The organism is Escherichia sp. MOD1-EC5950 (assembly GCF_002965345.1).
GTDB lineage: Bacteria > Pseudomonadota > Gammaproteobacteria > Enterobacterales > Enterobacteriaceae > Escherichia > Escherichia marmotae.
The window spans coordinates 1-273 of record NZ_PTSR01000175.1 but is presented as its reverse complement, the minus strand read 5'-3'; the positions used below and the strand labels follow the sequence as shown (position 1 = coordinate 273).

The 273-nt window shown below is 60.4% G+C and carries 1 pseudogene; it reads right to left on the bottom strand.

The window, feature by feature from the left end:
* Positions 1–273: pseudogene (locus BEA93_RS24890) on the bottom strand (fimbrial protein); the annotation flags it as partial.

The following is a 273-nucleotide window of genomic DNA, read 5'->3' as shown; positions in this document are numbered from 1 at the left end:
GTTACCAAAATCCAGGGTGGCGACCTGCCCTGCCTGAAAGGCTGAGCAGCCCTGAACCGTGGCACCGGACTCATACAAACGCACAGTGAAATCACGCGGAGGCACAGACGTCCCCGTGGACTTGCGGTAAGTCCCGAATGTCAGCCGGCCACTGTTGCCGGTGCTGTCCGCATCCACCACCACATGACAGGCCGAGGCCACCACGTCAGCACTGAATACGGTTTTCTGAACAGCGGCGTGAGAAACCCCGCCCCCTGCCAGAAGCAGAAGTAC